Genomic DNA, 24,968 nt, shown 5'->3' with positions numbered 1-24,968 from the left:
GAGCCGGCGGCGTTCGGGTCGCGGTATTCATTCTCGGCGCCGGAGCTCGGGCGGTTTCGCCGTGTTTCCCAAGCGCGTTCGCCGGCCGACGACGTGGTGCGCGACCGAGGAGATCCCGAAGACGGTAGCCGTGAACACTCCCACGTCGATCGCCTCGAAGCCGGCGAACCCCGGCGTTCCCGCGGCGACGGCGAGCAGGAGCGAGGCGGTGAGGCCCGCGAGCCCGACGTAGTAGAGGCTCCACGGGATCTCCTTGCTCCGGAGGACCTCGACGTAGATGTCGAGCTCCTCGAGTTCGGGCGTCGGTTCGACGAGGTTCTCCTCCTCGTGGACCGTCACCACGTTCTTCTCTTCCAGCTTCGGCAGGTGCGTGCGTTGGAGCGTGCTGTACACGTTCCGGCGGTCCTCGTACTGAACGTCCACCGGGTCGATACCGCGTTCCCACGCGGTGACGTGCGTGGAGAGCTCGGAGACATCGACCGGCTCGTCCGCGCGCTTGAGCGCGTGAATGACGAAGCGGCGCCGCCTGTTCGACAGCACTTCGAAGATCTCGTCTTCGGACAGTTCACCTCCGGTTCGACTCGGTTCGTTCGTCCTCGTAGTCGTAGATCCCATCGATCTGAGCACCTTCGTCTCGCGCCGGCGGAACCCCTTCCTCGGACCGGCGGATTTCGCTTGTAGCGTGTGCGGTAATATGTCATAAATAGGGAGGATTGTTTAGCTTAACACATAATTTTTCATATATTATCAGGAAGTGATCGTCGGTCCGACGCCGGCCAGCCGGAGCCCCCACGGACTTTCGGTGTGTCGTTCAGGATACTGCTGATAGCTATAGTAGCCTTCTAACGCGTATTAGGCGCTGTTTAACGCGCATTCAGGGACATCCCGACACAGTTAGCGAGGAGTGTCTGCTCCGCAACGAGCCGCGCACGTCACGCAACGAGGATAGCACGCGGACATGTCGAGAATATCATAACGAAGTATCACCCCTCGTATGGGTTATTCGAGCACTCCCGGCCCGGACGTCCGGACTGCGGGGGTGCCCGAACACAGGTGAGATACGATATGGAACGACGCAAGTTCGTTGTCGGACTCGGATCGCTCGCTGCCGGCGGGGCAGCCGCAATGGGTACTGGCGCGGTGGATACCATCCAAGCAGAGCGTGGTATGGCGGTCGATGTCGCGGGAGACGGGGCGGCATACCTCGGTATCATCCCGAACAAAGACTCTGAGTTCGTCGAAACGACTAATACCAACGGGCAGATCAGACTCGACTTCGCCAGTGATCACAACGGCGGAAAAGGTGTCAACACTGACGGTGTCACGGCGGCTCGCCCGGCTTACACGCTGAAAAACCAGACCACTGAAACGCTGTACATCGAGGTCAACAACCCCCTGCGAAACCCAGTGTACACCAGCTCCGCTACGAACAATACGTTCGCTTCGGACGGGACAATCGAAGTTCCGGCAGGGATCGACGTACAGTTCATCGCAGCCACCGCCGACTTCGTCGACCCGCAGTCGTCGGGTGGCAGCGTGGCGCTCATTGATCGGGACACTCCGCCTAATTTCAACGGCTCGAACTTCGACGATCCGTCCGGCAACGTTCAGGCACGCAGTAGGGTCACTACCAACTACAGTAACAACTACAACACTCTCGCCGACGACAGCAAGACCGGGCACATCGAACTGGGTCCGGGGGAGAGCATTGCCGTCATCGTGCGTGTTGTCGTGAACAGCGAATTCTACACGCTTGACGGACCTGATAAGGCCAATAACATCTTCTCCGGACAGTTCCTCGCCGTTGAAGCGTACAGCGAGCAGGGTCCGACGACTCTTGATCAGGCGACGAGCATCTAGAGAGTTATAAAACGATAAGAAATGTCTATTTAGAGATAGATCTGATTCGAGACGGTCGCGAGCCACTGCGGTCACTCCCTTTTCCCGTAGTTCGGGCGGCTTCTCCAAGTTCTCCAAGCGAGCGCGCTCACCGTAGTAATAGTGGAGCGCGGCGGAGACGCCGAACGCGGTCACGACGAAGACGGCGACTGCGGTCCTGTCGAGCGCGGCGAAGAGAGGCACCTCGACCGCGACCACGAGCTGGACGAGGCCTGCGAGGACTGCGAGCCCGAGGTAGTAGAGGCTCCAAGAGATCTCACGCCCGCGTAATACCTCGAATTCGTCGTCGGACTTGGATCGCTCGCTGCCGGCGGGGCAGCCGCAACGGGTACTGGCGCATTCACGCAGACGCAAACGTCACGCGGTGTGAGCGTTAACGTGGTTACGGACAAGAATGCGTACCTCCGTCTGGAACCCACGTCACCGTACGCGACGACCGAGGGCGGGAAGCTGAAAATTGATCTCAACGGTAATGGAAATGGAGGAACGGGAGTTAATAAGGATAGTAGTACCCTATTGAACGACATTTTCGAGATCGGTAACTCCGGGACTGAGGATGATATTATGATTACAGCCCGCGTGACCGGTCCGCTCAGTAGTGGGGACAACCGGATTATAAACCTATTCCGCAGCAGCGACGGAAACGCACTTACTTGCCCGGATCTGGAAAATAGGTTTGAGAACCTAGATAATGAGTTTGCGCCGAGACAGACAGACCCCGACGAGAATCTAGGTTACCCGCAAATTGATTCTGGTGAATCAGTGAGCATCGGGCTTGACGTGGTTGTGGACGATATTGACACTCAGGAACTTACGGGAGAAATTGACACCATCGTGGTCAAGTCCGGGACGTAATCCGAATTAAAATAATTAGGATCGGTGTTCTATTTTTGTAGTATATACAAGCACTTACTCCCCGCCGTCGGTGTACGCCCAGTCGTCGAGCACGCGCTCGGCGACCGCGTTCGCCTCCGCCGGGGAGGGACGGGAGCCGTCGACGACCTCCTGTGAGAGCTCGCCCGCGAGGTCGTACACCGCGGTCCCGTCCGCGCGCTCGGCCACGCGCTCGAAGGTGGGCCGGTAGGCCGCGGCGGCGCGCTGACCGATTTCGTCGAGCGAGACGTCGATGGTGTACTCGAGCTGGCGGACCGCTTCTTCGGGTTCCATACCCGATCCACCGGGGTCGACCCACTTAAAACTACTCGGATTCGAAATCGAGTTAATTTCGACGCGCTCCCCGCGCCGAATCGACGTTTATACGCCGCCGGGCGGTGGACTGGCGCCATGACCGACGCAGACGAGCGCGACGCCGATGACGTGCCCCCCGTCGCGGACCGCGCGGACGACGTCGCCGAGCGCGCCGCGGTCGCGGAGCGCGCGGCGCGGGCCGGCGCCGCGGTCGCGAACGAGGGGTTCCGCAGCGACATCGACGTGGAGACGAAGGGCGAGGACGACGTGGTGACGGAGGCCGACCGCGCCGCCCAGCGCACCGTCATCGAGAAAATCCGCGAGTCGTACCCGGACGACGCGGTCGTCGGCGAGGAGGAGGACGAGCGCAAGACCGTGCCCGACGACGGCGCCGCGTGGGTGATCGACCCCATCGACGGGACGAACAACTACGTCCGCGACGTCCGGATCTGGGCCACCGCGGTCGCGGCCGTCGTCGACGGCGAGCCGGTCGCGGCCGCCATCGTCGCGCCCGCGCTCGGCGACACCTACACCGCCGACGCCACGGGCGCGTACCGCAACGGCGACCCGATCGCGGTGAGCGACGCGAGCGAGCCCCGCGACGCGGCCGTCGACCCGACGATCTGGTGGGCGTACGACGCCCGCGACGAGTACGCTCGCGCCTGCGAGGCGATCGTGGCCCGCTTCGGGGACATGCGCCGGCTCGGCGCCGCGCAGGTGGTGCTGCCGACCGTCGCCGCGGGCGGGTTGGAGGGGACGATCACGAACCTCCGCGCGAACCCCTGGGACACGGTTGCGGGGGTCTTCGTGGTTCGGCGGGCCGGCGGGCGCGTGACGGACTTGGAGGGGAACCGGTGGCGCCACGACTCGAAAGGGCTGGTCGCCTCGAACGGCGCCCTCCACGACGAGGTGCTGGCAGCCGCGAACGAGATCGAATCGGACTGATACGGGGCCCTGTGGCTGTCGCCAGTCGACACTGGGTCGTCGGTCGGTGAGACGAGGCCAACGATCGCTCGGAGACAACTGCCTCCAAAGCCCCAGCCGCGAGGGCTCGATGGGCTCGCTGCGGTCCTCGTCGCTCGCTTCGCTCGCTCCTGCGGTCCTTACGTCGCCCGTCTTCGCCCTCGCGGCTGCCCCTTTGAATCCCGCCCCGCACCTCACGCCTCCCCAGCCTCGTCAGTCGCCGTCGCCTTGCTCCGGCGACTGACTCCCTCGCGCGTGCTCCTCGCGGCCGCCTTCGGCGGCCACTCGGAGGCACGCGCCACGGCAGTGATGGTGTGGTCGACGACGGCGTCGTATTCTGGGACCGAGGGTTCACATTCGGGGCCGGCGAATCCCCTCGTATGTACGCGGTCGTCGGCTGCAACGAGTGCGCCAACATGTGGCTGGTCACGGACCCGGAGACGAGCGAGACGGCGCAGTGCTCACGGTGCGGCAAGACCCACCGGACGGCGAAGCTCAAGCGCTTCTTCGAGTCCGAGGACCGCGCGGCCGCGCAGGAGGCTCGGTCGGCGCTCCTCGCGAAGAAGCGCGGCGACAGCGCCGCCTTCGCCGAGGTCGACCACGTCGCCGACCTCGAAGCCGCGGTCGAGGACGCCGGCATCGACGACCGGGAGTACCTCGAGTCCGCGGGCGTCGACGCCGACGCGGTCGACGAGGCCGGGGACCGGGCCGAGGGCGGCGGGGGCGACTCGCGGAGTCGCACCGAGATCGTCCGCGACGCGGTCGACGCGGTCGACGATCCCACCGAGTCGACCGTGGTGGAACGCGCCGCGGCCGCCGGCGTCCCCGCCGACGCGGCCCGAGAGATTCTGACTCGCCTCGCGCGCCGAGGGGAAGTCACCGAGTCGAACGGGCGGTATCGGGCCCTCTGATCCGGTTCTGTCCCGTTCGGACCCGGAGCCGGACAAAGCACTTATATCGGGGTTGTGACGGGTCGGACATGGACACCCGCACGGCCCTCCTGACGGCCGCGGTCGCCCTCCTCGTCGCGGGCGCGGTCGGCGCCGTCGCCGCGCCGGACGCCCTCACCGACCCCCGAGAACGGGACGAACCGCCCGGTCAGATAGACATCGCCGGCACGACCGTCGCGCCCGGCGAGGTTGGCGGCGAGACCGCCGAACTCAGGCTCGGCACCGACCTCCGCCACCGCGGTGGGACGGTCGAGAACGTCACCGTCCGCCACCGGGCGATCGGAGCCGAGTCCGGCCTCCTCGTCGACGAGACGACCGTCGAGGTGGGTGATGTCGACTTCGAGGGCGAACGCACCGTCAACGGCACCGTGACCGTCGAGCGCGAGGGGGGCTACCGCATCGAGACGGTGGTCTTCGCGGACGGGCGGCGCCGCGAGCAGCGGACAACCCGTATCGCCGGCGTCGCGGCGCTCACTCCCGACTACGCGGACACGCAGGTCGGTTTCACCGACGGGACCGTCTGGCCGACGGTCGCGGTGAGCGTCGTCGAGGCCGACAACCGGACGGCGACCCTGTCGGTCTCCGTCTCGGTGACGAACCGCGGCGACGAGCCGTCTGACGACGTCGGCCTCCGCCTCTACCTCCGGCAGGCGGAGTCGAACGTGATCGCCGCGGAGGCGACGGAGACGGTCGGCACCGTTCGTCCCGGCCGCACCGACACCGTGACGGCGACCGTCGAGGTCCCTAGCGGGTACAACTACTACGTCGACGCCGCGCTGTTCGACGACGACGTGCTCGTCGACGAGACGCAGGGCGTCGCGAACCTGAATCCGCGAGAGACCATCACCGCGAACCGGACCGTCCGCGACGTGGAGTTCTCCGTCGAGGACTTCGAACAGGGGAGCGACGGCGCCGGCGCCGGCGACGACGCCGGCGCTCCGCAGGACAGGGGCACCAGCGGCGACTCGACGCCCGGCTTCGGCCCCCTCGTCGCGCTCGTCGCGCTCGTCGTCGCGGCGCTGACCGCACGGGGGCGACGATGACGGACGAACCGCCCGCGGACGACACTACCGACCGGTTCGAGACGGACGAACGCGCCACCGACGACCGCACTGCCGGCACGGCCGGCGACCGCGATCCGAACGCCGACCCACCACAGTCCATGACCGACGACACCGACGCGACCGACCGCACGGGAACCGACTCCGACCGCATAGGGACCGACTCCGACCGCATAGGGACCGACTCCGACCGCACGGGAACCGACTCCGACCGCACGGGAACCGACTCCGACCGCACCGACACGAACGAGGCGACGGAACCGGCCGACGAGTCGGGGCTCGACCGCCTCTCGACGGACGACCTCCGCGGGCTGCTCGACCGCGTCGGACTGGCCGCGCTGTCGCTGCTCGCGGTCGTCGCCGGCTGGGGGTTCTACAGCCAGTCCGGAAACGCGATCCGCACCTGGTTCGACCCGGCTTACCAGTCCGTCGCGCTGGCGGTGTTCAACCTCGCCGTCCTGCTCGTCGCGCTGGCGGGCGTGACCCACCAGCTCCGCCGGATCCGCACGACGGAAGCCGGCGGTCGGAAGTAGCGCTCGCGCCGACGCGAACCGCCTCCGCTACTCGTCGGGTATCTGGTCGGTGTTCGCCGGGATCTGTTCCACCTGTCCGGCGAGCGTCGCGGCGTCGCCGGCGACGGTGGAGGGGTCGACGCCGGCCTCGCTCGCGACCAGCCTGACGTGCGCGGCGAGCAGCGCGAGCGCGCGAAGCCCGGCACCGTCCGGATCGTCGCCGTCGGTGCGCTGGGCGAACGTGGTGTCGACCTCGCCGTCGCGGACGACGCCGACGTGGACCGCGTCGACGCCGTCGCCGTCGAGGAGGTCACGGGCGCGGGAGAGTTCCGTCTGGAAGTCGTCTCCGGCGGGGTCGTCTCCGGCGGAGTCGTCGGAAGCGGGGTCGTCGCTCATACCGTCGTCTCGGGCGAGCGGCGTGAAAAGCGCGGCGGCGGAAGGGGAACCCCGAGACGGGAAACCGGGCAACAGTCGTTACTCTTCGGGCCGGGGTCGTGCGATGAACAGCGCCTCTTCGATGGTGAACGGGTTGTAGGTCGACTGGTGGCAGACGCAGTACGTCCCGTCGGCGGCGCCGTAGCGGGCGGACTCCTCTAACACCTTGTAGCCCGGGATGCAACAGAAGTGCGTACAGACGTTGAGGTACGCCATGAACCCCTGATCGGTCGACGCCTGGAGCCACTCGTTGTTCTGGGCCGCCTCCTCGATCTGCGGCGAGCGGATGACGATCACGTTGAGGTTGGTCTCGGCGTCCTCGGAGCGCCACGTGACCTCCGCCGGCTTACCGACGCCCTCGCTGCCGATCCCGTTGCCCCACTCGGTGTAGTTGGCGAAGTCGTCGACGTGGATCCGGTCGCCGCCGGAGTACGTCTCCGACTGCCAGTCGTACGGCGGGGCGCTCGCGGAACGGAACAGGTTATCCGACTCGAAGTTCGGCTGGATATTCTCCTGTGACTCGACGCCGCAGTACTGGTACCACGCGCCGGAGTAGGTCACCCCGCCGAGCTGCTGTTGGGCGACCTCGATCTCCTGTCCCTCCTGAGTGATAGTCTTCGTCTCGGGCCAGATCCCCTGAATGTACCCGTCGTCGGTGACGCGGACCGGTACCTGCGGGAGTCCTCGGGGGGCCGGACCGCCAGTGTGCTCGATGGTCTTCGCGATAGTCGACCCGCCGCCGACGCCGCCGGCGGTCGTCAGGGTGTTCACGGTCGCCGACCCCATCGCACCGACCCCTGCGAGGGCCGCGCCGCCGACGACGCCCTTCACGAAGCGTCGCCGTCCGGACTCTGACGGATACTTGTCGGACGCGCTCATACCCCGCTCTCGGGGAGGACCGGTAAAAAGGGTGACGAACCCTCCACCGCCGCGAGAATCGGCTCTCCGCGACGGCTCGCTGCGGGTCGGTGGTTCACCGCGGCGCGGACGCATCGGTTCCGGCGGCGGTCGAACAGGAACGTTCGTGTATGTATTGACTCGGAACCGAGGCAAACATTCGTTCAGACGGCGGTTTTAACCGATCCCGACCGCAGTATGTGTGGTATGAAGTTGCACAATCGGGACGTGCGGACGGACGTTCGGGAACTCGGGGCGCTGGTGGGAGACGTCCTCGCCGCGCAGGCCTCGACCGAGGCGTACGAGACCGTCGAGACGCTCCGAAACGCGGCGATCGACTACCGACGGGGAGACGCGTCGAACCGCGACGCCCTCCACGAAGTCGTCGACGGCCTGTCGACGACCCGCGAGGAGGTGGTCGCGCGGGCGTTCACGACCTACTTCGAGCTTATCAACCTCGCCGAGGAGCGCGAGCGGGTCCGCGCGGTCCGAAACGCCGACGACGGGAGCGCCCTCCACGACTCGTTCGACGCGACGATCGCCGAGTTCGCCGAGGAAGGCGTCGACGCCGCCGAGCTGGAGGAGCTGCTCGCCGACGTACTCATCGAGCCGACGTTCACCGCCCACCCGACCGAGGCCCGTCGCTCGACGGTGAAGTCCAAGCTCCGCTCCATCGCGAACCACTTGGAGGAGCTCGACGAGCGCAACCTCACCGACCGGGAGCGGCGCGCCGTCTGGCGAGACGTCACCGCCGAGGTGACCAGCCTGTGGGGCACCCGACAGGTCCGCCAGCGATCGCCCGAGCCGGAAGACGAGGCGCGAAACGTTCAGTGGTACCTCGAGAACACGCTGTTCGACGTGGTCGGAGACGCCTACGAGGAGTTCGAGGAGACCATCTCGAAGGAGTACGACGACGTCGACTGCCCGAAGCTCTTCGAGTTCCGCTCGTGGGCGGGCTCCGACCGCGACGGCAACCCGTTCGTCACCCCCGAGGTGACAGACGAGACGCTCGAACGCCAGCGCGAGGTCGCCGTCGAGAAGTACCGGGAGCGGTGTAAGCGGCTCTCGGCCGTCCTGAGCCAGGACGGCGACCGGTACGCGAAGGGCGACGCGCTGGCGCGGTCCCTCGCGGCCGACGCCGAGCGGTTCCCGGCGGTCGTCGAGGAGGCGCGCGAGCGCTACCCCGACGAGCCGTACCGCCAGAAGCTCCGCCTGATGCGCGAGCGGCTCGACCGCGTCAACGACGTGCGGCCGGGCGAGTACCCCGACGGCGACGCCTTCCTCGACGACCTCGACGTCATCGCCGAGTCGCTGCGCGAGGACGGCCAGGGGTCGGTGCTGGAGTCGTCGATCGAGCCGTTCCGCCGGCAGGTGGACACGTTCGGTCTCACCCTGGCGTCGCTCGACCTGCGCGACCACCGCGAGAACCACACCGAGGCCGTCGCGGAGGCGGTCGGCGTCGAGGGCGTCGACTACCGCGAGATGGACGAGTCCGAGCGCGTCGACTTCCTCACCGAGGCGATCCTTCAGGAGGATCCGGTCGTCGACCTCGACGAACCCGGCGACGTCTCGGAGACGACCGAGCGCGTCCTCCGGCGGTTCGCGTCGTTCGCGGAGTGGCAAGAGGAGTACGGCCAGCAGGCGATAGACACCTACTGTATCTCGATGACCGAAGAGCCCAGCCACGTGCTCGAGGTGCTCTTCCTGGCCGACCAGGTCGGCGTCGTCTCCTTGCCCGATCACTGCGCGGTCGACGTGGTCCCCCTGCTCGAGACCGAGTCGGCGCTCAACGGCGCCGAGCGCATCCTCGGCACGCTCTTCGAGAACGAGGCGTACGCGGCCGCGCTCGAGGCCCGCGGCGAGGTTCAGGAGGTCATGCTCGGCTACTCCGACTCCAACAAGGAGAACGGGTTCCTCGCCGCGAACTGGGACCTCTACGAGAACCAGCGCCGGATCGCGCGGTTCTGCCGCGAGGAGGAGGTCACACTCCGGCTGTTCCACGGCCGCGGCGGCTCCATCTCGCGCGGCGGCGGCCCGATGAACGAGGCGCTGCTCGCGCTCCCGAACGAGACGGTCACCGGGCAGGTGAAGTTCACCGAACAGGGCGAGGCGATCGCCGAGAAGTACGCCAACCCCCGCATCGCCGAGCGCGAGCTCGAACAGATGCTCGACGCGCAGATCCGCGCCCGGAAGGAGGCGAACGAGGAGCCGGTCGAGGACGTGCCCGACCGCTGGGTGGAGGCGATGGAGATCATGGCGCCCGCCGCGCGGGAGACGTATCGCAGTCTCCTGGACACCGACGGGTTCGTCTCCTACTTCGAGCAGGCGACGCCGATCAGCGTCGTCGAGGACCTCAACCTCGGCTCGCGGCCCGCCTCGCGGTCGGGCGAGCGTAGCGTCGAGGACCTACGGGCGATCCCGTGGGTGTTCTCGTGGACCCAGACCCGGCTCATTCTCCCCGGCTGGTACGCGGTCGCCTCCGGCATCGACGCGTACCTCGACGAGGTCGGCGAGGAGGCTGGAATGGAGACCCTCCGCGAGATGTTCGACGAGTGGCCGTTCTTCCGGACCACCCTCGACAACGCCTCGCTGGCGCTCGCGCGCACCGAGCCGGAGATCGCCGCCGAGTACGCCGACCTGGCCGACGAGGACCTCCGCGAGCGCTTCTTCCCCGAGCTCGTCGACGAGTACGAGCGCGGGCGCGAGCTGGTCTTGGATATCAGCGGCCGCGACCAGCTGCTCCGCCGCGAGTGGCTCGAAGAGAGCCTCGACCGCCGGAACCCCTACGTCGACCCGCTGAACCTGCTCCAAGCGAACCTGCTCGGGCGCACTCACCGCACCGACGAGGAGGAACGCACCCTGCGGCTCACCGTCAACGGCATCGCCGCCGGGATGAAGAACACCGGATAGCGCGACCGCGCCGGTCGAACCGAGCGGACACCGCCCGCGATCCCCTTTTCGCTTCGTCGACGTCCGACGCGGTAGCCTCACCTCTCGCTCACCGATCGCGCGAACCGACGGCACGGCGTTCGCACGAACGGGCAGGGTGCGGTGCCGGGCCAATTCTATATAGCGGAAAACGGTATAATCTGAACGATCGGCGGAGACCACTGAGCGACGGGGGAAAACGACGAAACGTCACGAATCGGGCGTCTCGGCGGCGCTGGGCGGTGCCGAGGCTATCGAACTTCGACGAAAACGAACAGAAGAAACGGTCTACGCGTAGCGCTCGAGTTCCGGCCGGTCGAGGTCTTCGAAGACCTCGGTCGCGACCTCCGAGAGGAACGCCTCGCCCTCGTCGGAGACGCGACGCCCCTCGCCGGAGGCGGTCGTGACGAGCCCCTCCTCTTCGAGCGCCTGAAGCGCCGAGCGGATGAGCTTGCGGGAGCCCCCCTCGTGTTCGCCGGGGCGGACGGAGTAGCGGTTCGATCCGCGCTTCTTCGAGCCGTACTCGGTCGCGAGCCGCTCGATGCCGACCGGCTCGTTCTGAGCGACCTTCCGCAGGAGGCTCGCCGAGCGGACGTACCAGAAGTCGTCCTGCTCCGGCGGGAGTTCCTTGCCGGCGCCGCTCTTGGTGAACTCGACCCAATCGGGCTCGTCGATCCGGTCCTCGAGTCGCGCGGCGACGGCCTCGATGAGGTCGTCGGCCGGCACGTCGTAGACGGTTACCATTGAGGTGATTTTCAGCCTAACGTTGTTTAAACCCATCGTATTCGAGAAGCGTCGTGTGACCCGTTTTCACGGGAAAGCGGACCCACAGAACGGAACTACGGGACTCGATCCCGCCGTCGACTCTCGCCGCGCGCTCGACGTACCTCGCCGCGCGCCCTACTCGACGTACTCGTACTGCCGCTCGTTCATCCGGCCCCAGCCGGTGAAGACGAACTCGCCGTCGGGCTGGGTGAACTCCTCTATCTCGCGTTCGACGTCCATGTCGTACTCGTGGACGTCGTGAACGTCCTCGTACTCGTCCCAGGTCAGATCGTAGCGAGCGTCGAGCTGGTCGTCGACGTCGAGCCCCTCGATCTCCGCGCGCCAGCCCTCGCGGATCGTCTCGGCGTGGATCTCGGCCTGCGCGCCGGAGCCGTAGGAGGCGACGAGCAGGGTGTCCCCGACGAACTCGCGGTCGCGGGTCAGGGCGTCTCGCAGGGCGCTCACGCGGGCGATGTGGACGGAACTAGTGTACCAGTTACCGACCTCGCGGGAGAGTTCGAGCGTCGGCTCGACCGCGGTGTCGTACCACGTCCGGTACTGCTCGGTGGTCTTCAGGTCGTCCATGTACCCGCGGATCGCCTCCTCGTACGCCTCGCGGTCGTCGTACTCGTCCTCGCGGGGTTGGCGACCGATCTCGTCGGCCAGCGCGTCCTCGTGAGCGGTGTCGCGGATGACGTGGCGGTACGCCAGAAGCGCCGCCTTCCGGACCATCCCCGGGAACGGCGTGTGGAACGGGGCGTAGGTGAAGTCCTCTAGTTCGATGTCGTCCGTGACGGACTCGTAGTCCTCCAGGGCCTCGCGCATCCGAGAGAGGTACACCTGGACCGAGCGCTTCCCGTCGACGCTGGGGAACTGCTGGTTCGGCTTGAGGAAGTCCGTCTCGTCTTTCGACCCGTACCCCTGATCGGTCGAGAGTTCGACGATAGACGGATCCTCGTCGATCAGCATCGCGACGGCGCCGGCGCCCTGCGTCGCCTCGCCGGGGTCGCCCCGGGCGTAGAGGGCGGTGTCCGTCGTGATCACGATCGCGGGACGGTCTCGGTTCCGCCCCGCCCGGATCCAGTTGTACGCGTCGTCGATGGCCTGCGTGCCGGCGAGGCAGGCGAACTTGCGCTCGCCCTTGTTGGCGTGGGTGAAGTCGCCGTCGTACACCTGTTCGAGGCAGCCAGCGATGTACGTCGACACCGGCTTCGAGTGGTCGAACGCCGACTCGGTTGCGACGTCGATACGGCCGATGTCGGAGGGTTCGAGCCCCTTGCGGTCCATCAGTCGCTTCGCGGCGTTCGCGCCCATCGTGACGATGTCCTCGTACACGTCCGGGAACGAGGAGTTGGTGAGCCCGAGCCCCTTCGTGTACTTCTCCGGGTCGTCGCCCTTCTCCGGCGCGAACGTGCCCGGCAGGTCGAGCTTGAGCTTCCCGGTCCAGATCTCGATGCCGTCGATCCCGACTGCGGTCATACGCGGTCGTTCATACGGACGGCATATGGGTGTGTCGATGGTGGTTTACGTCGATTGTGGAATATTAGGAGATATTTTCAATTGTGATTGTCGTCGTAGTACCGTCATCGAGTCTCAGCGTAATTGTTACGTTATCGCCGGACATGTCTCTAGATTTAATTTTTCCAGAATTGCCAGGCGATCTGCTAAACTGTTGTAGATTGAACGTTTCCGTCGATCCCTGAGCTACTACCGCGTTCGTATCAAGATCAGTTATCCCTGCTGCACCAATGAGTAAGGCCTGCCCGGATGGAAGATTAAGATCGCCGCCAGCACCATTAAATTCGCTATTACCGTCGTTATTCACCCTGTCCGCTTGCTCATCTGTGGTACTGTCAACTCTGATCCCAGTAATTGTTACATCGCCGCTCCCGGTGTTTTCGAGTTCAAAAGCTATCCTACCATTATCATCGGTGTCGGTGCCAGTTCCAGTGACATACTTGAGTTCCGGGTCGCCTCCGGGAGAAGTATCTCCACCGTTACCACCACCAGCACCGGCACCGCCCCCGGTTACAGGCCCGACGTTATCTTTCACCGTCTCACCGCTCGGTTCTGACTGTATACCCACGGAGTTCACGGTGACGTTATCTGGGCTATCAACCTGAAGCAGCAGGGCCGAGACCTCACTCGACGTGGGGTACGCACTGTCATTCACACCCTGGTACGTGACCGAGCCGTTCTCGATCGACTCGTTCCAATAGCCGTCCTCGCTCCCCAATCTCGTTGGGATTCGAACATCGATTGTTCCGCTCAGATTCGAGAGATCGGTCGCGTCACTCGTCGGGTACAGTTCCACGGCGACTTTCCGGGTGCCGGACGCGCTGAACTCGTTCTGGACGGCGGTCAGCCTGAGCGTGTCGTTGTCGACTAAGATGTTCTGATCTTCGATGACCACTGCGGGACGGTTTGAGTTCGATTCAGCGAGGTAGAGAACGGAGTTATCGTACCACATCGACCCCGACTCAAGCTCGTTGTACCCCGGTCGGTACTCAATGAACCGCGTCGAAATGTTCACTTTGGTCCCTGAATCGTCGGTAATCGTGATGTTGTATGCGTCGCTTGTCCGCAGTGTTCCCACTGGATCGGGTGGATTAACGGTGAATACCCTCGTCTGGTACCTCGTTCCGAGTTTTACGTCGACGAACTGCGGACGCTCGGAGCTCCCGGCCGATAAGATTCCGTTCCTGAGCTCGACGAGGTCGTTCCTGACTTCCTCGAAGTGCTGAAACTCGACCTCCGCGTTCTCTTGCGGCACGATCTGTACCTGATACAGCGAGAGCGCCAGGATCAGAAAGCCGAACAGCACCACCGTCCCGACCACGACCGACTGGCCCCGACGGTCGCGATTGAATCGCATTATCCGATGTCGACGCCGAACGGGTATAAAATCCTCCGTCCGACCTCTCAGTCGCGATACTCGGGTTCGCGCGGTCAGAACCCGGACGGACCCGCTCAGTCGCCGTCCGCCCGCCGCGCCGTCAGCCACGCCGACGCGACGGCGACGACGCCGGCGAACCCGCCGAGCAGCACCGCCTGCGTCCAGTTGAAGCCGATCAGCGTTCCCGCGACCAGCGTGACGACGAGAAACGCGGCTGTGAGGGCACCGAGCGTCGAGGCGAGCGAGGCGTCAGCGTCGGGCATACGCGAACTGGGGGTTATCGGGCGATAAATCGGCCGGTCCGGGCCGAGTCCGTCCGTCTGGTCGAGAGGAGGTTGACGGCAAATGGATCAGAAGTTGAGACTACCCATCTCAATGTACACGTTTCTGAACCAGTTTATAGACAAGAACTTTCATTTGTTGACCTCTCTCGGGATCGCCGCCCTCGGTATTTACACCCGAGGACGGTGCGTCAGTCAACCGATCTAAGTGACATAGAGAGTATACTTTCACGACCGAGAGATACCTACCGGGGACCAAGCAGTCGGAGGTCACAGCCTCAATTCGAGGGACATCGGCAGAATCGGGAGACGAACACTTCCTCCGAACGACGGTCCGATATATCGACGTGAGTGCCGTATAGTCCATCGACTCAGCCGGTAGCGCACATGACCACGACACGACGGTAGTGGTTGCGACTCGCACTACTGTTCTCAATACGTCGAACACGGATGCCGCTGGCATCACCCGGTCAAACTGGTCGAGACGAACGGCTGAACAGGCTACCGTGCCAAATGGGCGCGCCGCTAACAGGGGTGGAGGCGATCGCGCGGGAACGACAGGGTGACTTCTGTGCCTACGACCGGTGGCGAGGTAGCGAACGCTTCAACAGTGACGTCGTCGAACGCGAGCGTCACGCGGTTCGTTGCATCCTCGCGCACGACGCGCTCGACGGTCGCAGACAGGTCGCCGTCAGCGTCACCGAGTGTGATTGCCTCCGGTCTGATGGCGACCTGGGGCGCTGCGTCGGTATCGCTGTCGTGATCGATTGGACTCCGACCGCTTCCGTCGGAGCGTGCCTGGGACCCGATGCCATCATCGAGAATACGGCGTAGCGAGGGCGCCGCCGAGAGGTCGATAACGTTCGACCCGGTGAACCGGGCAACCATCGGCGAAGCGGGCCGTTCGAACACGTCCTCGGGCGTACCACGCTGAACGACCCGCCCCTCCTGCATCACGACGATCCGGTCGGCGACAGCGCGGGCCGTCGTGCGGTTGTGCGTCACGTATACCGCGGTCACGTCGTCAAGTATATCCGCGAGATCGTCTCGCAGGGCCTGTTTTGTCGGGACATCGAGTGCTGCCAGCGGTTCGTCAAGCAGCATCACAGAGGGGCAAATCGCGAGCGCTCGGGCGAGGGCAACCCGCTGTTTCTCTCCGCCCGACAGGGTCGGTGGGTTTCGCTCCGAGAGATGGGCCACACCGAGTTCATCAAGCAGCTCGGCGGCATCACGCGACGACTCTCGGTACCGGGTGCCGTACTCGACGTTCTCCCGGACAGTCATATGCGGGAAGAGCGCGTAATCTTGGAACACGAAGCCGAATCCCCGCTCCTCCGGCGGTTTCCCCGTGATATCCGTTTCGTTCGCCGTCACTACCCCGTTGTGCTCGTGGAAGCCGGCTATCGTCTCTAACAGCAGCGTCTTGCCGCTCCCACTCGGACCAAGTATTACACAGGTCTCGTTGGACTCGACCTCGATTGCGGCATCGACGGTAAACGGTTCCGCACCGTCGGCGGTAAACGTCGAGCGGATGTCGGCAGTGAGCCGGGTCATGGCATCCCTCCTGCTGTGCCATCGTCGGTCAGGTAGCGGACGAGGAGGAAGATTGCTGCCGAGACGGCCAAGAGCAAGAACGCGACCGCCCCACTCTCCTCGAGTCCCCCCTGGAGGTACGTGTTGTACACGAAGACGGGTGCGTGTTGGGCGGTCACCTTCTCGCCTGCGAACGGGTAAAAGAACTCTACAGAGTAGGCAACCACCGCGACGGCACCGAATTCGGAGACAGCACGGGCCCACGCGAGCACGCCGCCGGTGATCATGCCTCGGACAGCGAGCGGGCCGGTCACCCGCCGGAACGTCTCCCACTTGTTAGCGCCGTGGATGCGAGAGGCGTACTCAAGGCGGTCGTCGATGGCCTCGAATGCCTCCCGGCTGGCGTTGACCGCGTACGGGGCCGAGACGAACGCCATCGCCAACACCATTCCAACCATCGTTCCGAGGACCGAGAACTGGGGGAATGCACCGCTCTTCCCAAAGCCGAACAGGATGATAATACCCGCGACAGAGTGGGGAACGACAAGGGGGAGGTCGACGAGACTCTCGACGAGGGGCTGGCCGGGGAATCCCTTCGCTAGCAGGTGTGCCAGTGGGACACCAAACAGGAGGCTGAGCACGGCCGCCAACAATGGACCATACACACCGAGATAGAGTACGCGGTGGACATCCGGATCCAGTGCCTTCTCGATGACGAGTGCAGGAGTCTGCCGTGCGACGAACATGAACAGGGGCAGCCCCAGGGCGATCATGAGGAGACTCCCGGCGGTCGCTGTCGCCACGGTGAATGAGGTACCGTCGAGCGCGTACGCGGTGACGGCCGTGCTGCCCACGATGAAGTAGGCGTACCAGGTCGGCTGGCCGACCGAGTACGCAGCGGCGAATGCCAGCGCTTGGACGGCGACGAACGCCACGACTAGTGGTGTCCGCCCGACTGCGTCGATCTCGAACCGGCGTTCAGTCTCCGTTGCCATGGTCTGTGAAGCGGGGCACGTTGTGCATAAATATCGATGAAATGGCGACGGACCCCACTAGAGCTCCAGTGGCCCGAGAGAACTCTGTGCGCTGGCGACTCCCATCACGTTGTCGGGGACGGCGTCCTCCGAACTCGCGGGAACGACAATGGGATCAACAGGAACGAGGCCCTGTTCTTCGAGGATCGCCCGACCCGGCTCGGTGCCGAAATACTCGACCCACTGTGCGCCGCGGCCAGGGGCCTCGGCGACGCTCGGGACGGTCAGTCCGTACGCGATGGGCGCGCCGGTGAAGGTGCCACTGTCGGTCTCGACCTCGGCCTTCGCGTAGTGTTGTGCGTACTCATTCGTCGCCTGCGAGAGGTCAACCTCCGGCTGGAGGTCGACGTACGGCAGCCCGGAGGTGGCCGAGATAGACTGGTAGTACAGGACGTAGTCGAGTTCGCCAGACTCGAGCTGGCCCTCAAGGTTCGTCTCGGTCCCCGTTGGAACGGTCGTGTTGCTCATCAGGGCGTCAAGGGTCCCCTCGTCGTAGAGCCGCTCGCCCTGGAACTCCTCGGCACCCAACTGTAGCGTCATCACCGCGCGATAGCCGCCGGGGTCGACCGCCGGGTCCGAGTGTCCGATGGTGATGCCGTCACGTGAGAGGACCTCCCACCAGTTGTCGGCCGAGATGTCGTCCGCGCCGGGGGAGTCCTCCCGGTACTGAATCGACATCGAGTTCGTCGTGAAGATGGCGTACCAGTCGCCGTATTCCGGGAGTACCCGGTTACGGATGAGCCGGAAATCGGAGACGCCGAGTACGTCTGCCGACCGTCCCTGCTGGGTGATCTTCTGTGTCGATGCCACGGATCCCTGCGCCTCCCGGGTGACATCAACGCCGAACTCATCCTCGAACTGCGGTTCGGCAGCCGAGAACGGCGGGGCGAGCGAGCCGGCGTGGAAGATGGTCATAGAGTCCGACATCGGTGTGCTTGTCGGGGTTCCACTGTCGCCACCGCCATCGCTCCCACCGTCACCAGTACAGCCGGCTAAACCAAGCGCCGCTGCTGTTGCACTACTCGCGAGGAACGCACGTCGTGTACGATGTTCTGTCATTGATACATCGGCGTTATTTCGACACCGGCATAATTGTTTTCCTCCCTGCCCGTCTTGACCCGGTATGGACGCGAGCTTCGACGCACAGCTTCGGGCAGATAGTGTGGAATTCACACAGAAGGACGCGTCACTCCTCAAAGCTGTAGACGAGATCGGATCGATTCACAAGGCCGCTGACGAACTCGGTCGGTCGTACTCGCGCTCGCACCAACGCATTACTGAACTGGAAGGGGCCTTCGGGACGCTAGTTGAACGGCAGCGCGGAGGATCTGGCGGTGGCGGAAGTACTCTCACTGAAAACGCCGATAAGTTACTCTCCCGATTTGAGCGGCTTTGTACAGGATACTCGTCAGTTGCGGAAACTACTGAGGCAGTATTAAACGGGACCGTCGTGACACGGACTGGCGAACTCGGAACAGTAACCACCGCTGCTGGAGATGTACGGGCAATCGTCCCGGCCGATACTGACACGGTACAGGTGAGTCTTCGTGCTGATACGGTAACGCTACACAATCTGGATGAGACGCCGACGGAGAGCGCCACGAGTGCCCGAAACCGATTCGACGGGCACGTACTCAGTGTCGACTGCGGTGACGTGATTTCGCTGGTTTCTGTCGATGTTGGGGCCGAAGACCCCCTGTATGCTCTTGTAACTGAAGACAGTCGAGAGCGGCTCCAACTTGAGTCGGGTCGTCATATTGTCGCGTCGTTCAAAGCGACAGCAACACGTGCAACCCCCAAATAGAGGAAAGAGCGCTCTCAGCGGACTCTTTCACCCGGACTGTGGCAGGCTGTTGAGGTAGTTGGTCGATACAAACCAGACGAGGCGCTCCGTGGAAAACTATGTTTGGGTCTCGTACAGAGCACTTACAGAGTTCTGTAGTCCGTACGTCGGCGTATCTAGGGATGTGAATGCGTTCTTGAGCGTGACCTATCCAGCGTCTGTTGATGGCTCCAACTCTTGAGTCTCGGCGAGCCGTTTTTCGATACATCGCGCGACGACCGTACGCCAACTGGCCAGTTTACGATACGTCGCCGTTGTATGATCGGAGATCGCTTGCCGGAGTAGAATCGGATGTTCGGACGGTTTCGGAGACGTGGTTCCGGTCATAAGAGTCACGACTCGGTTGAGCAGCTCACCTGTTCACTTCCTATGGCGTACTTCCTATTCAATGTCCACGACCGCTACGAGGGCTCAACCCGCTACGAGGTGGACACACTCTTTCGGATGTTTGTACTGAAGGAACTCCACGGCTGGGAGCACCAAACGTCCCTCGTTGATTATCTGAGAAACGCGCCAGTCGTATGCGATCAGTTGGGGTTAGAGACGGTTCCAGATCAATCGACGCTGTGGCGCAGTTGGAACACCCGGTTCACCGCCGACCTTCGCGAGACGGTGGAGACAACTGCCCGGACTCTTTTCATTGAAGCCTAGAATACAGATATCTCGGTTCCACGCGACCCTGAGCAGAAGCTCTGTTACCGGGACACCGCCGTCGAGGATTCAGCACCGGACGAGCAACGCATCTTGGGCCGGGCAGAGACGATTATAGAACAGGTCAGCCGCGTTGTCTTCCCGGCGCTCTCGCTAGACCGTGGTAACGGGAGTGAGATTCACGAGAACGCCTACTGGGGGTTACAGACCTATCTCGGGCTCCGTGAGAACTTGGCTGCCAACGAGGGTGCTCGGAGTTTCAGCTACGAGTCAACGCGGGAGCGGACACCACCCGGACATGCTCACCGCGACCACCTACGTGACCTCCCGATACCGGAGGTTCGAGCGATGTATCGACGAGCGATCCGGCAACTCATCGGCAAAGTCGCAGAGACGGAGGAGTTCTTTCGCGCAGGCATCGTCGCGATCGACATTACCGAAGCTGACCCCTTCACGGGCGACCGTACGGGCCACGAGGACGAGATCATCGGAACGAAGGAGAACACCGACGAGTACGCCTACCAGTGGGCTACAGTCCATTGGTCGGTAACGCTGTTCCACTCGTCCTCGATGCTCGCCCCGTGCCGAGAGGCGAGTACTCTATCTGGCGGGCCGTCGACTTGCTCGTTCAGGTCGCGTTGACTGGTAAGTACGAGCACTCGCCGATGGTGACGCAGATAACACACTGACGCTGCTGAAGAAGGAGACTGGAATCGGATAGAGAGACACTCAGTCTGGGCTAGCGCGCGGTCTGAGTGGCGACACTGTTGGATGTCTCGAAAATTCGCCCTTATGATTGGAAGTATAACAAGAATGCCGCTTTGAGAGAGAATTGAGGTAGTTTCTGCTGACCAAATCGGCAAAATCCACTCATTACAGCTCTCCTATACCCGCTGTAGTCTCAACTTCCACAAATAGACCCGCTTATAAATCTCATAGCGCGATATCAAATCCGTCTCGCACCGCTACCCCGCCTGCCGACCGGTCCGTTTTTGCGCGCGGCGGCTGTCCCCGCTCGTATGGCGAAACAGCCGCACCTGCTGGTCGAGGAGGGCGACGTCCACGAAATCGCGGTCATCCCGGGCGATCCGGGGCGCGTCGACCGGATCGCGGACCTGTGCGACGACAGCGAGGTCGTCGCGCAGAACCGCGAGTACAAGGTCGTCAACGCGAGCTACGAGGGGGTCGACCTCACGATCTGCTCGACCGGGATCGGCTGTCCGTCGGCGGCCATCGCGGTCGAGGAGCTCTCGCGGGTCGGCGTCGAGACGTTCGTCCGGTGCGGCACCTGCGGCGCGCTCCAGTCGGAGATGGAGGTCGGCGACATGGTCGTCGCGACCGGCGCGGCCAAAGAGGAGGGGACGAGCAAGCGATACGAGTCCGCGAACTATCCCGCGGTGCCGGACTACGACGTGCTCACCGGACTCGTCGGGGCGGCCGAGGACAACGGCGAAGAGATCCACGTCGGCCCGATCGTCTCGGACGACGCGTTCTACAACGAAGACGAGGAGTCGGTCGACGACTGGAACGACGCGAACCTGCTCGCGGTCGAGATGGAGGCCGCGACCGTCTTCGCGCTCGCGCGCCGGAAGGGGCTGGCCGCCGGCGCCATCTGCACCGTCGACGGCAACCTCGTCGCGGGAACGCAGAAGGGCGCGGACTCCGACGACGAGCTGCCGGCGAAGGCGAAGGACAACGTCGAGCGCGCGATCCGGATCACGCTGAACGCCATCGCGTCGCTGTAACGGTCGAAAACCCGCGACCGCCGGGCGCTCACTCCTCCGCGCGAAACTCCACGAGCGTCAGGTCCCGGTCGAGCGCGCACGTCTCGTGGGGCGGGTCGCCGAGCACCTGATCGATGACGCGCTCCTCGTCGAAGTCGGCGCCGTCGGGGACGCAGTAGCCGTGGCTCGGGCACTCGGTGTGCGGGCAGGGGCCGGCGAGCGACACCTTACTTCCCGCGTACGCGCGCTCCGACGGGACGTTGGCGGGGACGGAGGCGGGTTCGACCTCGACCGCGCGGACGCCCGCGTCGTGGACCGCGCAGTCGAGCGTCTGCGCGTTCTCGCGGATCCCGGTCACCCGGTAGCGAGTCCCCTCGGAGAGGTTGAGACACTGGCTGCGATATGGACACCCCTCGCAGTCGCCCGATTCACCCTCGTAGACGAACTCGCGGCTGACGTCCGCGAGTCGAGTCCCGATGAGCGTGACCGTGGTCATGTCCGGAGCGACGCGCCGCGAGTCCGTAAGCCTCCCGCCTCCGCCGGCGCGGCGGGAGCGTCGCCGGGGCGGCTCGAAACTCGGGGCGACGACGCGGAGGGCAAGACACATGCCCGCGCCTCGGCAACGACGAGCGAATGATCGCGGGGGTCACGCGGGAACTGCGCGCCGAGGCCGAGCGGACGAACGAGCGGCGGGTCCTCGTGCTCGCGGGCGACCGCGACCGCGGTATCGACGCCGCGTACGACGCGGTCGAATCGGTCGAGGTCGACGACGGGGACGCCTCGATCGTCTCGACGCGGAAGGGGTTCCGGTTCGAGGAACACCGGCCGCGGAGCGCCGACGAACTCCTGGGCCGCACCCGCGAGGCGGTCGTCCTCGACTGCCACGACCGGTTCGTTCCGAACGCGCTCGGGCGGGCGGTCGGCGCCGTCGACGGCGGCGGCCTCCTGATCCTCCTGACGCCCGCGCTCGACGACTGGCCGGCGATTCGCGACCGCTTCGACGACTCGCTGGCGGTGCCCCCGTACCAGGTCGACGATGTGACGGGGCGGTTCCGCGAACGCCTGGTTTCGACGCTCCGGACGCATCCCGGAATCGCGGTCGTCGCGCTCGGCGAGGGACCCGACGGTGACGCGCTCGAGCGCGACGGACTCACCGGGAGCGCGGGCGAGGGGCGCGGCGAGCCCGTCGGTCCCCCGAGCGCGCCGCCTGACGCGACGTTCCCCGCGGCCGCGTACCGAGCCTGTCTCACGGGCGATCAGGCGCGGGCGCTTCGGGCGTTCGAATCGCTCGCCGCCCCCGGCTCGGCCGTCGTCGTCGAGTCGGACCGGGGGCGCGGGAAGTCGAGCGCGGCCGGGCTCGCGGCCGGCGCGCTCGCGCTCGACGGCGCCGACGTGCTCGTCACCGCGCCCGCGTTCCGGAACGCCGCGGAGGTGTTCGCCCGGGCGCGAGAACTGATCGCGGCGGAGACGGGGGGAGACGCCACCGCGAGCGAGCGGGACGACGGGGGCGGTCTCGACGGCGACCGCGACCGCGACGAGCGCGACCTCCGAACGCCCTCCGGCGGCCGCGTCCGGTTCCTCCCGCCCGCCGCCGCGGCGGAAGCCGCGGCCGAGGCGGACGCCGCGGTCGTCGACGAGGCGGCGGCGCTCCCGGTGCGGCTGCTGGAGGGGTTCCTCGACGCGCCCGCGGTCGCGTTCTGTACGACGGTTCACGGCTACGAGGGCGCGGGCCGGGGGTTCGCGGTCCGGTTCCGGGAGCGGCTGCTCGACTCGCGGTTCGCGGTCAGCGACGTGCGGCTCGACGAGCCGATCCGGTACGCGCGAAACGACCCCGTCGAGGCGTGGGCGTCGCGCGCGCTCCTGCTCGACGCCCGGCCGGCGGTCGACGCGGCAGTCGCGGACGCGTCGGTCGACGAGGCGACCTACCGAGCGCTCGACCCCGCCGACCTGCTCGCGGACGAGACGCTGCTCTCGGAGGCGTTCGGGCTGCTCGTCGCCGCGCACTACCGGACCGAGCCGAACGACCTGGCGCGGCTGCTGGACGCGCCGAACCTCGTCGCGCGGGCGCTCGTCGCGGACGGCCGGGTCGTCGCGGTGGCGCTGCTCGCACGGGAGGGCGGGCTCGACGCCGCGACCCGCCGAGGGATGTACGAGGGCGAGCGCGTGCGGGGGAACATGGTGCCGGACGTGCTCACGAGCCAACTGCGGGACGAGGCGGCCGCCGCGCCGCGCGGCCTGCGGACGGTTCGGATCGCGACCCACCACGCGCTCCGGGACGCGGGGTTCGGCTCGCGGCTGCTCGACGAGGTCCACGCGGAGTTCGGCGGCGAGCGGGGGGCCGGGAGCGAGGACGACGGCGACGGCGGCCTCGACTACTTCTCGGTCGGCTACGGCGCGACGCCGCGCCTGCTCCGCTTCTGGCGTCGGGCAGGCTACCGGACCGTTCACTTCTCGACGAGCCGGAACGACGCCTCGGGCGAGTACTCCGCGGTCATGCTCCGCCCGGAGACCGAGGCCGGCCGCGGCCTCCTGGACCGCCACGCGGTCGCCCTCCGGGACCGCGAGCGCGACGGCCTCTCGGACGCGCACCGCGACGTCGACCCGGACGTGGTCCGCGGCGCGCTCCGGGCCTGTTCCGCCCCGGTCCCGGTCGACCTCACCGAGACCGAGTGGCGCTCGGTCGTCGGCGCCTCCGTCGGCCCGGGGATGTACGACACCGCGCCCGGCGCGTTCCGGGACCTCGCGCTCGCGGCGCTGGTCGAGGGGACCGACCTCGACGACCGCGCGGAGCGCCTGCTCGTCCGGAAGGTGCTTCAGGGCCGCCCGTGGGACGAGGTCGCCGACGAACTGGACTTCGTCTCGACGAGCGCGTGTATGCGCGCGCTCGGCGACGCCTACGCCCCGCTCGTGGAGCGGTACGGGACCGAGTTCGCGCGCAAAGAGCGGGAGCGATTTATAACCGAGTGAGCGGGCAGACGACGACTATTTATAAATAGATCCGCGGTGGCGCGTGCCGGCGAGCGGCCGGAGCGAAGCGACGGCCGCGAGTCGCACGCGCGAGGGAGTCGCTGGCGGCGGAAGCCGCCAGCGACGAGGCTGGGGAGGCGTGAGGTGCTGTGCGGTCGCAGCGGGGTGGACTCAAAGGGGCAGCCGGGAGGCCGCCGTAGGCGACGCAAGCACTGGAACGAGGGAGCGAACGGAGTGAGCGACCGAGTGAAGCGCGCAGCGAGCGTACGGCGGCCTCCCGGCTGGGGCTTTAGAGGTGTTCACCGCCGATCCACAGTTAGCTGTTTATAAACGAGCGGCTGGGGTTTTGGCGGTGTCCACCGCTGATCCACAGTCGACCACGTACAGCCGAGCGGCTGGGGCTTTGGAGGTGTTCACCGTCGCTCCTCAGTCAACTACTTA

The 24,968-nt window shown here is 65.5% G+C and carries 22 protein-coding genes and 2 pseudogenes; 11 read left to right on the top strand and 13 right to left on the bottom strand.

Features of this window, described 5'->3' with window-relative positions; all coding sequences use genetic code 11:
- Positions 1-27 precede the first annotated feature (27 nt).
- Positions 28-615, bottom strand: a complete 588-nt coding sequence (locus BM286_RS02360; RefSeq protein WP_092919987.1) for a DUF7344 domain-containing protein — start codon at positions 613-615, stop codon at positions 28-30.
- 450 nt (positions 616-1,065) lie between these two features.
- On the opposite strand from BM286_RS02360, the gene BM286_RS15395 reads away from it, so the two are divergent.
- Positions 1,066-1,860, top strand: a complete 795-nt coding sequence (locus BM286_RS15395) for a hypothetical protein (protein ID WP_167603277.1) — start codon at positions 1,066-1,068, stop codon at positions 1,858-1,860.
- A 78-nt stretch (positions 1,861-1,938) separates the two neighbouring features.
- On the opposite strand, the pseudogene BM286_RS15810 reads toward BM286_RS15395, so the two are convergent.
- A pseudogene (locus BM286_RS15810) lies at positions 1,939-2,187 on the bottom strand (DUF7344 domain-containing protein); the annotation flags it as partial.
- A gap of 78 nt (positions 2,188-2,265) precedes the next feature.
- Here BM286_RS15810 and BM286_RS02350 point away from each other — a divergent pair.
- Positions 2,266-2,754 carry a DUF1102 domain-containing protein gene (locus BM286_RS02350; protein WP_092919986.1) on the top strand — a complete coding sequence of 163 codons (489 nt, stop codon included), beginning with the start codon at positions 2,266-2,268 and terminating at the stop codon, positions 2,752-2,754.
- 54 nt (positions 2,755-2,808) lie between these two features.
- On the opposite strand, the gene BM286_RS02345 is transcribed toward BM286_RS02350, so the two are convergent.
- Positions 2,809-3,066 (bottom strand): hypothetical protein, encoded by a 258-nt coding sequence (locus BM286_RS02345; protein ID WP_092919985.1) that lies wholly within the window; start codon positions 3,064-3,066, stop codon positions 2,809-2,811.
- Positions 3,067-3,183: 117 nt separating this feature from the next.
- On the opposite strand from BM286_RS02345, the gene BM286_RS02340 reads away from it, so the two are divergent.
- The 4 genes from BM286_RS02340 (at position 3,184) to BM286_RS02325 (ending at position 6,594) form a co-directional block, all read left to right on the top strand.
- Positions 3,184-4,032 carry an inositol monophosphatase family protein gene (locus BM286_RS02340; RefSeq protein ID WP_092919984.1) on the top strand — a complete coding sequence of 283 codons (849 nt, stop codon included), beginning with the start codon at positions 3,184-3,186 and terminating at the stop codon, positions 4,030-4,032.
- Between the two features lie 398 nt (positions 4,033-4,430).
- Entirely contained in the window at positions 4,431-4,961 is a 531-nt protein-coding gene (locus BM286_RS02335) for a DUF5817 domain-containing protein (RefSeq protein WP_092919983.1), read from the top strand.
- Positions 4,962-5,029: 68 nt separating this feature from the next.
- On the top strand, positions 5,030-6,043 hold the full coding sequence (locus BM286_RS02330; protein WP_092919982.1) for a DUF7490 domain-containing protein: 1,014 nt from the start codon (positions 5,030-5,032) through the stop codon (positions 6,041-6,043).
- Positions 6,040-6,594: a hypothetical protein gene (locus tag BM286_RS02325; RefSeq protein ID WP_092919981.1), complete on the top strand. Its 555-nt coding sequence runs from the start codon at positions 6,040-6,042 to the stop codon at positions 6,592-6,594. Before BM286_RS02330 ends, BM286_RS02325 begins: the two co-directional genes overlap by 4 nt.
- Before the next feature lie 27 nt (positions 6,595-6,621).
- On the opposite strand, the gene BM286_RS02320 is transcribed toward BM286_RS02325, so the two are convergent.
- Both BM286_RS02320 and BM286_RS02315 read right to left on the bottom strand, forming a co-directional pair.
- Positions 6,622-6,969: a hypothetical protein gene (locus BM286_RS02320; RefSeq protein ID WP_092919980.1), complete on the bottom strand. Its 348-nt coding sequence runs from the start codon at positions 6,967-6,969 to the stop codon at positions 6,622-6,624.
- A 78-nt stretch (positions 6,970-7,047) separates the two neighbouring features.
- Positions 7,048-7,887, bottom strand: a complete 840-nt coding sequence (locus tag BM286_RS02315; protein ID WP_092919979.1) for a cytochrome B — start codon at positions 7,885-7,887, stop codon at positions 7,048-7,050.
- Positions 7,888-8,112: 225 nt separating this feature from the next.
- Between BM286_RS02315 and ppc the strand changes: the two genes are divergently transcribed.
- Positions 8,113-10,815 (top strand): phosphoenolpyruvate carboxylase, encoded by a 2,703-nt coding sequence (ppc, locus tag BM286_RS02310; protein WP_092919978.1) that lies wholly within the window; start codon positions 8,113-8,115, stop codon positions 10,813-10,815.
- A 306-nt stretch (positions 10,816-11,121) separates the two neighbouring features.
- On the opposite strand, the gene BM286_RS02305 is transcribed toward ppc, so the two are convergent.
- The 7 genes from BM286_RS02305 to BM286_RS02280 all read right to left on the bottom strand — a co-directional run bounded on the left by BM286_RS02305 (position 11,122) and on the right by BM286_RS02280 (position 18,257).
- Complete coding sequence (locus tag BM286_RS02305) at positions 11,122-11,577, bottom strand: 30S ribosomal protein S19e (protein ID WP_092919977.1); 456 nt, start codon at positions 11,575-11,577, stop codon at positions 11,122-11,124.
- Positions 11,578-11,733: 156 nt separating this feature from the next.
- Entirely contained in the window at positions 11,734-13,077 is a 1,344-nt protein-coding gene (hmgB, locus tag BM286_RS02300) for a hydroxymethylglutaryl-CoA synthase (protein ID WP_092919976.1), read from the bottom strand.
- Positions 13,078-13,141: 64 nt separating this feature from the next.
- Complete coding sequence (locus tag BM286_RS15095) at positions 13,142-14,473, bottom strand: hypothetical protein (RefSeq protein WP_143103848.1); 1,332 nt, start codon at positions 14,471-14,473, stop codon at positions 13,142-13,144.
- Positions 14,474-14,568: 95 nt separating this feature from the next.
- Entirely contained in the window at positions 14,569-14,757 is a 189-nt protein-coding gene (locus BM286_RS02295; protein ID WP_092919975.1) for a hypothetical protein, read from the bottom strand.
- Positions 14,758-15,300: 543 nt separating this feature from the next.
- On the bottom strand, positions 15,301-16,329 hold the full coding sequence (locus tag BM286_RS02290; protein ID WP_092919974.1) for an ABC transporter ATP-binding protein: 1,029 nt from the start codon (positions 16,327-16,329) through the stop codon (positions 15,301-15,303).
- Positions 16,326-17,303, bottom strand: a complete 978-nt coding sequence (locus tag BM286_RS02285) for an ABC transporter permease (protein WP_092919973.1) — start codon at positions 17,301-17,303, stop codon at positions 16,326-16,328. The genes BM286_RS02290 and BM286_RS02285 overlap by 4 nt, the downstream gene beginning before the upstream one ends.
- Positions 17,304-17,360: 57 nt before the next feature.
- The gene (locus BM286_RS02280) at positions 17,361-18,257 is read right to left on the bottom strand and encodes an extracellular solute-binding protein (protein ID WP_245779318.1); all 897 of its coding nucleotides are present in this window, start codon (positions 18,255-18,257) and stop codon (positions 17,361-17,363) included.
- A 208-nt stretch (positions 18,258-18,465) separates the two neighbouring features.
- Between BM286_RS02280 and BM286_RS02275 the strand changes: the two genes are divergently transcribed.
- The 3 genes and pseudogenes from BM286_RS02275 (at position 18,466) to BM286_RS02265 (ending at position 21,581) form a co-directional block, all read left to right on the top strand.
- A complete protein-coding gene (locus BM286_RS02275; protein WP_092919971.1) occupies positions 18,466-19,146 on the top strand; it encodes a TOBE domain-containing protein in 681 nt (226 codons plus the stop codon).
- Positions 19,147-19,349: 203 nt separating this feature from the next.
- Positions 19,350-20,432: pseudogene (locus tag BM286_RS15965) on the top strand (transposase); the annotation flags it as partial.
- A 423-nt stretch (positions 20,433-20,855) separates the two neighbouring features.
- A complete protein-coding gene (locus tag BM286_RS02265) occupies positions 20,856-21,581 on the top strand; it encodes a nucleoside phosphorylase (RefSeq protein WP_092919970.1) in 726 nt (241 codons plus the stop codon).
- Between the two features lie 28 nt (positions 21,582-21,609).
- Here the strand turns inward: BM286_RS02265 and BM286_RS02260 are convergent, their stop codons facing one another.
- Positions 21,610-22,056 carry a UPF0179 family protein gene (locus BM286_RS02260; protein ID WP_092919969.1) on the bottom strand — a complete coding sequence of 149 codons (447 nt, stop codon included), beginning with the start codon at positions 22,054-22,056 and terminating at the stop codon, positions 21,610-21,612.
- Positions 22,057-22,193: 137 nt separating this feature from the next.
- On the opposite strand from BM286_RS02260, the gene tmcA reads away from it, so the two are divergent.
- Positions 22,194-24,527 (top strand): tRNA(Met) cytidine acetyltransferase TmcA, encoded by a 2,334-nt coding sequence (tmcA, locus tag BM286_RS02255; protein WP_092919968.1) that lies wholly within the window; start codon positions 22,194-22,196, stop codon positions 24,525-24,527.
- Positions 24,528-24,968 lie beyond the last annotated feature (441 nt).

This window comes from Halorubrum sodomense, assembly GCF_900111935.1.
Lineage (GTDB): Archaea > Halobacteriota > Halobacteria > Halobacteriales > Haloferacaceae > Halorubrum > Halorubrum sodomense.
The sequence above is the reverse complement of the archived record's forward strand: the minus strand, read 5'-3'. Positions and strand labels throughout refer to the sequence as shown.